Origin of the sequence: uncultured Methanobrevibacter sp., assembly GCF_900316895.1 — an archaeon.
Classification (GTDB): domain Archaea; phylum Methanobacteriota; class Methanobacteria; order Methanobacteriales; family Methanobacteriaceae; genus Methanocatella.
In genome coordinates, this window is the sequence record NZ_ONER01000059.1 from 1 (window position 1) to 10,067 (window position 10,067).

The following is a 10,067-nucleotide window of genomic DNA, read 5'->3' on the forward strand; positions in this document are numbered from 1 at the left end:
CTACAAGGAAATAACCGATCCGGAAAACATCACAATCGGAAAAGCATTAAGAAACTACGTCACCGATGTAAGAGACATTGACGGCAAGCTCCTGCCACAAGGAGTAATGGGAGAACTCTACATCGGAGGAGTCGGTGTTGGAAAAGGATACTACAACATGCCAGACAAAACCGAAGAGGTATACTTAACCATTGATGACATCCCATACTACAGAAGCGGAGACTATGCAATAGAGCTTCCTGATGGAGACATAGACATAAAAGGAAGAATCGACAACCAGATCAAACTAAGAGGATTAAGAATAGAAATCGGAGAAATCGAAGCAAATATCTCCAGATTCCCTAATATCAAGCATGTAGTGGTTGTAATTAAAGAAATGAACAGCACGGACCACTTATGCGCTTACTTTACTGCAGAAGAAGATATCGACATCAAGCTATTGAAACGCTACCTGCAAAGTAAGTTAACCAAGTATATGGTTCCGACAGTATTCATGCAACTTGATGAAATACCTCAAACACCAAACGGAAAAACAGATGTGAAAGCATTGCCGGATCCTTCATTGGCACTTGATTTGGTCGAACCTGAAACTGAAACCGAGAAAAAACTATACAACCTCGTTTCATCACTCACAAGCGTCGAAGAATTTGGTATCACTGATGATTTATACACATTAGGATTCACCTCATTGACATTGATGAAATTGAATTCGCTAATCTATAATGAAACTGACGTGAACATTGAAATAACTGATTTGTTCAACAATCCGACAATCCAAAGTCTTTCAGATAAAATCGACAATAACATTGAAGCACAAATCGATATTAAAGAAATTGTTGAGACTTCAAAAACAATGGAATTATTCCCATTAACATCCAATCAGTTAGGTATTTACTACGAATGTATGCAGACAGAAGAAATCAAATATACAATGCCTTCCGCCATACATTTCAGCAGCGATGTTGACCCATTCAAGCTTAAACAGGCCATAATCGATACCATTGAGGCACATCCATATCTCAAGACAAGAATTGTCACCACTCCTGAAGGAGAATTGAGACAGAAAAAATGTGATGATGTAGAAATGGATGAAATTGAAATTGTTGAAGTTGAATCAATCACCAATGAAGAGATGATTGAAAATGATGTCAGTTACATTCCATTAGATGACAACCAGCTGTTCAGGTTTAAAATCTATAAGACACCGGCCGAGACAGTGCTGTTCCTTGACATTCACCATATCATCACAGACGGTGTTTCAATAGACCTTCTTTTCGAAGACATTATCCACATGTACAATGGCGAGGAAATCGATGAGGAAATCGTGGACGGATTTGCCTACAGCCTAATTGAAGAGGAGCTTAGTGAAAATGAGGTTTCAAAAGAGTACTATAAAAATAAATTTGCTCAAGGATTTGAATCAACCGTTTTAACTCCTAACTTAAATGGAAATCCTGAGGAAGCCACCATTAGACTCATTGGAGACTCAATCGATTCCAACTTTGTTAGATACTTCTGTCAAGACCATTCCATAAGTCCTAACGTATTATTCATGAGCGCAACGATATTGGCACTGAATAAATTCACATTTTCAGACAAGGCATTGATAACAACCATTTTCAATGGAAGGTCCAATTCAAATTACTACAACACCCAAGGAATGTTGGTTAAAACAATTCCAATCATGGTTAACAGCGAAAATAGGGAGATGCTAATTGAAGACTTCATAAAAGTGGTTGACAAGACCTGGAAAGACTCCTTAGTACACAGCAATTACCCTTACACCAAGCTGTCAGAGGAATATCAATTGAAACCTGAATTCTTCTATGCATACCACGGAGCATTTGAGACAGACAATCTGGAATTTGATGGAAACGAATATGCCATGGAAGAGCTTGACGGAACTGTCGCAACAGATTATAAAATCAATTTAGATGTCTATGATGACGGAGAGAAGATTGGACTAATTATTGAATATAACGACCAAATATATACCGAGGATTATGTTAAAATGTTCCTGGATGCAATCAAATTCACATTAGTGCAATTCTTCGTGAATGACATGGACAAACTAAGACTTAATGAAATAGAACTTGCACCTAACTTCTTGCCACCTGAATTTGAAGAAGTTGTCAATCCTTTCTTGCATAAACGTTTCGAAGCGCAAGTGGCTGAAAAAGCTGATGAAATCGCACTTGTTGCAAGTGATGATTCATTGACCTATGAAGAACTTAACAATAAGGCAAATCGCATTGCAAATGCATTAATCAATAAGGGAGTTAAGCCAAAAAGCAACATTTTGATAATGCTTCCTCGTACTAGTGACCTGATTGCTTCAATAATCGGTGTATTAAAAGCAGGTTGTGCATTCATACCACTCGATTTAAAGTTCCCAAAAGAAAGAATTGAGTACATATATGAAAACAGTCAAGCAGATTACATAATCAATATAGATGGCCTTGCACTAAATTCAATATCTATTAATGAATTGCTTGAAGAGGACAATGTTGAAACCCCAAGTATTGAACTTACTCCTGATGATTTGGCATACATGATTTACACATCAGGTTCAACAGGAAATCCAAAAGGAGTAATGATCAGTCATGAAAACGCATGCAATCAGACAGAAGCAAATCCAAAATGTGAATACGATAATTTATTAAGCATTGCAACAATCGCATTCGACACTTCCTTAGAAGACATCCTGACAGGAATCACAAACGGCATAAAAATCATTTTCGCCAACGACGACGAGATAAAGAGTATTGTTGAGCTAATCAGATTAATAAAACGCGAAAAACCTGAAGTGATGGAATTCACACCATCAAGATTGCTGTCTTACTTGGAGATTGAGGAGTTCTGTGAAGCAATCGGATGTGCAAAATGTATAGTCATGGGAGGAGAGCAATTCTCAGCCAAAGCATTCAACGGAGTCAAGAAATACTGCGATGCAAAGGTCTACAACAGTTACGGACCAACAGAGATTACAATAGCTTCCAACTACAAGGAAATAACCGATCCGGAAAACATCACAATCGGAAAAGCATTAAGAAACTACGTCACCGACGTAAGGGATATCGATGGAAAGCTCCTGCCACAGGGAGTTATGGGAGAATTATACATCGGAGGAGTCGGTGTTGGAAAAGGATACTACAACATGCCAGACAAAACCGAAGAGGTATACCTGACTATTGATGACATCCCATACTACAGAAGCGGAGACTATGCAATAGCACTTCCTGACGGAGACATAGACATAAAAGGAAGAATCGACAACCAAATCAAACTAAGAGGATTAAGAATAGAAATCGGAGAAATCGAAACCAACATCTCCAATTTCCCAAATATAAAACAGAATGTTGTTGTAATCAAGGAAATCAGAAACAACGAACACTTATGTGCTTACTTTACAGCAGATGAGGAAATCAATAAAGATGAGCTTAAAGCATACCTGGGCGAAAGGCTTACCCAGTATATGGTTCCAACAGTATTCATGCAAATTGAAGAAATGCCTCAAACACCAAACGGAAAAACAGATGTTAAAGCATTGCCTGAACCTAAATTGGAATTGAACTATGTTGCTCCTAAAAACAAACTGGAACAAACAATATGTGCAATATACTCATCCATTTTAGATATCGAAATCGTTGGTGCAGAAGACAACTTCTTTGAAATAGGAGGAACTTCACTCATTGCATCCAAACTTATTATAGAACTGCTCAAGCAGGATTATAACGTGAAATATGATGACATATTCAGAAACCAAACCCCAAGAGCATTAGCGAGTTTCCTATCAGGAGATGAAATATCCGATGATTTAGATATTGACATCATTGAAAACTATGATTACACAATGATCAATAACCTTCTTGAAAAGAATACATTTGAAAGCTACGCTAAAGGCAAAAACCTGGAATTAGGCAATGTTTTATTGACCGGAGTTACCGGTTTCATGGGAATTCATGTATTATATGAATACCTCAAAAACGAAGAGGGAACCATTTACTGTATGATGAGAAAAGGCCAATTCGACAGTTGTGAAGAACGTTTAATGGATTTAATGGACTATTACTTCGATGAAGACCTTAGTGACCTCATCGGAACAAGAATAATTCTAAGTGAAGGAGACATCACCAGCTTGGATGACTTCAAAAAGCTGGAAAATCAACCAATTGACACAATAATCAACTGTGCAGCTATCGTAAAACACTACACTCACGACGATTACATATTCAGAGTGAATGTTGATGGAGTAGTTAATGGACTTGAATTTGCTGAAGCAAACAACATAACTTATGTCCAAATTTCAACCACCAGTGTTTTAGATGAATTTACAGAAGATACCGACCTTGAAGACATCCATTGCGATGAAAGAACGCTATACTGGGGACAAGACTTGTCCAACAAGTACCTTAACAGTAAGTTCTTGGCAGAAAGAATGGTGCTTGAAAAAGCATTGTCCGGACTTAACGTGAAAATAATAAGGGTAGGAAACCTCATGGGACGTTACTCTGACGGAACCTTCCAGAAAAACTTTGACACCAACGCTTTCCTAAACAACATCAAAGCAATCAAAAATTTGAAGGCGACAATACCTGCAATGTCAGAGGATCTTGTTGAATTAAGTCCGATAGACTATGTTGCAAAGGCGACACTTGCCCTTGCAAAAACACCGAAAGAATCAATTGTATTCCATGCAGTGAGCGACAAGCTAATACCAAATCGTGACATATTCGATACATTGAGTTCATTTGGATACACTATTGATGAGGTAAGTCCTGAAGAGTTCATAGAAATCTACGAACAGAATATGGATGAAAACATTCAGGGACTCATTACTGCAGATTTAAGCATCAGTGATTTTGACTTTGACGAAGAGGATATGGAAAGTGATTATGGTGAAATCGTCAGTCTAGACCAAACCCTAGAAATTCTCGATTCATTAGGATTTGAATGGCCTGAATGTGATAAAGATTATCTTGAAAGAGTAATTAAATATTTAAATGAAGTAAATTATTTTGATTGAACAAGGTGAAGCGAAATGAATTTTAAAATTGCAGATAGTAAATTTAAGGAATTGTTATTGCCAACACTGCTTATAGTAATGGCACTGAACATAAGTTCTGTTGTCGATTCATTTTTTGTAGGCACATTTATTGGTAAACATGCCGTTGCAGCAATTGACCTTTTAGAGCCTATGATATTGCTTGCAACAGTTTTGGAATGGTTGTTTGGACTTGGAGGGCAAATTATTGCTTTAAATAAAAAAGCCGAATTTAAAGTCGAAGAGAGCAATATCTTCTTTACAACATCAATGGTTGTGTCATTTATCGTTTCATCGATATTTGCAATAATTAGTTTATTGTTTATTAACGAATTAGCTACTGCTTTAGGTTCAACAGCAGCTACAAAATCTCTTGTAATCCAATATTCAACATATCTATATGGATGTTTTGTCGTATCAACAATAGTTGGAATACTTAGCCAATACATTCGTGTGGACGGCCAGGCAAAATTTGCATCAGCTGTAATAATAATTGCAAATCTAATTAATATCGCATTGGATTATTATTTCCTATCATCAGGCATGGGCATGTCTTCAGCTTCACTCGCTTCATTTATAGGATATACCATAGGACTTCTTATCTGCATAATATACATCCGCAACCCTAAAAGAACATTCAGATTCGTTAGAAAGGCACTTGAAATCAAAACTTTCCTTAAAAGCACATGGGAAATGATTAAAATAGGATTCCCTGGTGCAAGTGTCGGCTTTTTTGATGTGGTGTTTGTTTATATCCTTAACATTTTCCTGGTTGCAACCATAGGAGATCTCGGACTGACCACATACATGGTTTGTATGGATGCATTAGTGATTGCAAGCATTATTGATGTTGGAGTTTCAGAAACACTAACATCAATCGTTCCAATATACTATGCAAAGCACGATTACATAAATCTCAATCATCTAGTAAAGAATTCACTACTTATCACAGGCTCATGTGCAATAATAATGATGGCAGTACTCTGGATATGGCCTCAAGGATTCTTGGCACTTTACAACTTCAACAGAACAGACATTGCAGACTTCGTGATTAATGCACTCAGACTTTACTCATTCTTCTTCATCATGTCAGTGCTTCCAAACCTGCTAGTGTTCTATTACGAAGCAATCGAAAGGCCAATACTTTCAGGATCAATTTCAGTTCTCTACACTCTCCTACTTCCATTAGCTTCAATCTTCATATTGTATAACATAATCGGAACAAATGGAATATGGTTAGGATTCGGTGTAGGTGCAATGATTAGTATGGGACTAATCGTGATTTTCGTCAAGGCAATCCAAAGAAGAGAGCCTAAATACAGCGGACTCTTCTTCATTGAAAAGGACCTGGTTTCAAAAACAAAAAACTTTGTTTTAACAGACAACGACTTAAAAGAAAGAGAAAATTGTTTAAACCATTTGAAAAACCTGAATGCCGATGATGAATTCTACAACAATACCAGCAAAATTTTTGACATTATTTTCGACACAAATCCTCACGATACCTATGTGGAAGTGTTAGTCATAGACTATGACGACAACATCCACATTGACATCAAATACGACGGGGAAAAGGAAAATCTTGAACACATTAAACAAAACTTCCCAGAAGGTCTCCTTAAATATGCAGAGGTTTTAGGATTCAATACCATTGAATATGTGATGGATAAAAGCTAAATAGCTTTTACATTACACTTTCAAGATTAAAAGAGATTAAAAGAGAACCTTGATTTATCATATTTTATTATCTCGGAATTGAATTCCTCTGCAGTTTCAGGATCTTCAATATCAAGGATAGGGCTTTTACCCAAATCCAACTCTTTTATTTTTTTAATATCTTTCTTATTCAATTTAAAATCAAATATATCTATGTTTTGTTCCATTCTTTTTGTTTTGAGTGACCTGCATGAAAATGGAATGTCCCTGTCCACCAACCATCGCAATATTATCTGCACGGTACTCTTATCATATTTTTCTGCTATTTCTGAAAGAATAGGATTTTTGAATAGATTGTTCAATCCTTCAGAAAGGGGCCCCCAACTTTGATGGGCCACACCCAACTTGCCCATAACCTTATTAGCTTCATATTGCTGGAAATATGGGGTTGTTTCAACCTGATTGACCTGAGGAACTATATCGAAATTCATGGTCAAGTCAACCAAACGTGTGGAATTAAAATTTGAAACACCAATGGACAATACGGTTCCCTCTTTTTGCAAATCCTGCAGTGCCCTGTATGAACCATAATAATCACCAAAAGGCTCATGAATAAGTAACAAATCAAGATAATCAGTTTGCAAATCTTTTAAGGTTCTATTGACGGCTTTTATTGTTTTGTCATATCCGGAATTGCTGACCCAATTCTTGCTGGTCAAATATATCTCTTCCCGAGGGATTGATGATTCCTTAATTGCCTCACCCACTTCCTTTTCATTGTAATATACCTGTGCACCATCTATTGCCCTGTAACCAGTTTCCAAAGCATTAAGAACTGCTTCCTTTGTCTTCTTAGGTTTAATCTCATAAACGCCATAGCTTACAAAAGGCAATTTTTCATTATTGTTTAGTTTCTTAAATTCCATGCATGCCCCTTTTGAATAATTCTTTTATGTTATATAATTTAAAGCTTGAATATATTAAATTATATGAAAAAACGGCTCTTCAAGTGCAAATTGAACATCATAATGTTAAAATACCTTACAGTACAAATATAATTATATTAAGTTTAGGAAAAGTCATATGCGAAAAATAACATTTAAAATCTTAACGAAAATGCCAACAAGATACATAGACAACGGCCTTATTTTTATAGTGGGCCTATTCGTTTATGGAATCGTCGGTACACATCATATAATGAAATTGAATTGGTTTGACTCAATATACTATGCAACCATTACAATGACCACAGTAGGATACGGAGACTATCTTCCATCTACAGGAATTCAAAAGATATTTGCAACCACCCTGGCAATTGGAGGAGTCGCATTACTTGCTTATGTATTTAATATTATTTTAGCAAATTTCCAGGAAAAAATGAGTGAATATTCACAAGGAGCCAAAAAAATGAAAGCCATTGAAGTAATGAAGGATTATTATATTATTTGCGGTTTAGGAAGAGTTGGAAAAGTGGTTCTTGAAGAGCTGCTTGAAAGAAATCAGAACGTGATTGTGATAGATAAGGACAAGGACAAATGCGAATCCCTTAAAGAAACCGATAACTTAATCATCATTAATGAAGATGCAATTGAAGATGACCTTATAGCAAAACTGGCGGGTGATAAATGCAGAAGCGTCATAATATGTACCGGAGATGACGTGAACAATCTATATATCGTATTGACAATCAGGGAAACAAATCCCGATGCATGGATTGTCACAAGAGCAAGCAAACTTGACAACATCAAAAGACTCAAAAAAGCAGGGGCCGACAAGATAGTGTCTCCAGAAATAATTGGAGGAGAAGACCTGTACTACGAATCCGCAAGGCCACATATCTTAAGAGTTACTGTAAAACACACTGTTGATGAGATATATGACGAATTCAAGATAATTGCAAAGCATGGCTGCACATTGGAAACCATAGACTACCACCTTCCAGGAATTGAAACACCATTGACACGTGAAGTCAAGGCGATGAAATTGCATGACGGAAAACGATACCAAAATTATTTAAACAGCCATGATGACCAAAGGCAGGCATTGGAAAACTTATATAAAACCGTGAATACCGTGCACTCCCATTTCATTTCAGGCCCTGACCAAACAGCATTCGATAAATTGCTGAAAGATCTAGAAAAGCAGGAAGAAATAATCGGTGTGAACTTGACAAATGAAGAAATAGCTAAAATCACATCAAAAGAAATTAAATAAGTACAATTAAGTTATTTTAATTGTACTTTTAGCAGATACATAATACTTATCATTGCCTGAGTAGATTACAACATTATAAGTGCCCACATCCAATGATTTAGTATTGAATTTCGCAACTCCTTTAGAGTTTGTTTTGATTGTATAAACCTTTTTGCCAATTTTTAACTTGAGCTTTAGATTTTTGATTGGCTTTTTGGTTTTCTTATCCTTAACGGTTATATCAAAAGTTTTAGATTCATTTTGAATTTTGGTCAGTTTTGGAGCGTTGACCTTGGTTTGTGTCTTGATTAACTTGTCAATGCTTCCAAACTTGTGTTCTTCCAATCAGACGACCGTTATCGTTTGCAACATAAACCTTTAAAGTGGAAGTCGTTTTGCCCTCTTTTGTTGTTGCTTTCCAATGGAATGCTGTTACATCCCTTCTGTTGACCCCATATGAATCGGTTGCTGCCGCCTTGATTGCAGCAGTTGCAGGCTTTTTAGAAACTTTTGCCCAATTTCCATGCCTGAAAGAGGACCTGATATTAGGAACATCAATAAACTCCCCCGCTTTTAATTTACCTTTAATGATACTGCCACTCCAGACAAGACCATACTCTCCATTTGGAGCCTTGATTGAAAAATGACCAAGAGACAATCTTCTTTCATAACTTTGAATTTTTCTGAGGTCTGATCTTTTGATTTTGCCTAACTTGACTATTTTGCCTGCAAGCTTTTCTATAGCATGATTAACGGTAGGATTGTCCGCCCCTCCAGTTCCAAACATCCAGCCGTCTGCTGTTGTCACAAGATGGAAAAAGTAGCTGTTGGTCTTATATTGCTTTATTGCAGCCTTTCCGTTTATTTTATATTTGACAATGTGCAGCAATTTGGCATTTGTCGCATCCCTTCTGAAAGCGGCAACTGACTCGAATTTGCCAACCTGCAAAAATAGGGAACTGCATCCCATTTCAGCTGTCTCTTTGATGGTCAATTTTGCCTTTGACTTTTTGGCCTTCAAATTCTTGCTTTTCTTAACGGAGGTTACTACCTTATATGATCCTGCCTTAAGATTTTTCTTCAATTTTGCAACACCCTTGGAATCGGTAGTTGCCCAGTAGGTCCTATATTTATTGTTTTTATAAACTTTAAATGCCACCTTAACCCCTTCAAC

6 protein-coding genes are annotated in these 10,067 nt (G+C 36.7%); 3 read left to right on the forward strand and 3 right to left on the reverse strand.

What is annotated here, in order from left to right:
• The coding region (locus QZN27_RS07015; RefSeq protein ID WP_296785622.1) for a non-ribosomal peptide synthetase at positions 1–5,026 on the forward strand (5,026 nt) is incomplete at its 5' end.
• Positions 5,027–5,041: 15 nt separating this feature from the next.
• Positions 5,042–6,721 (forward strand): MATE family efflux transporter, encoded by a 1,680-nt coding sequence (locus tag QZN27_RS07020; protein WP_296785624.1) that lies wholly within the window; start codon positions 5,042–5,044, stop codon positions 6,719–6,721.
• A gap of 26 nt (positions 6,722–6,747) precedes the next feature.
• Here QZN27_RS07020 and QZN27_RS07025 read toward each other — a convergent pair whose 3' ends face one another.
• Positions 6,748–7,626 carry an aldo/keto reductase gene (locus QZN27_RS07025; RefSeq protein ID WP_296785626.1) on the reverse strand — a complete coding sequence of 293 codons (879 nt, stop codon included), beginning with the start codon at positions 7,624–7,626 and terminating at the stop codon, positions 6,748–6,750.
• 190 nt (positions 7,627–7,816) lie between these two features.
• On the opposite strand from QZN27_RS07025, the gene QZN27_RS07030 reads away from it, so the two are divergent.
• Positions 7,817–8,914 (forward strand): NAD-binding protein, encoded by a 1,098-nt coding sequence (locus QZN27_RS07030; RefSeq protein WP_296785628.1) that lies wholly within the window; start codon positions 7,817–7,819, stop codon positions 8,912–8,914.
• Positions 8,915–8,920: 6 nt separating this feature from the next.
• On the opposite strand, the gene QZN27_RS07035 is transcribed toward QZN27_RS07030, so the two are convergent.
• Together QZN27_RS07035 and QZN27_RS07040 are read right to left on the reverse strand one after the other, a co-directional pair.
• Positions 8,921–9,238, reverse strand: coding sequence for a hypothetical protein (locus QZN27_RS07035; protein WP_296785630.1), 318 nt, complete (start codon positions 9,236–9,238; stop codon positions 8,921–8,923).
• A partial coding sequence (locus QZN27_RS07040; protein ID WP_296785633.1) for a hypothetical protein occupies positions 9,210–10,067 on the reverse strand: 858 nt, incomplete at its 5' end. The genes QZN27_RS07040 and QZN27_RS07035, both read right to left, overlap by 29 nt.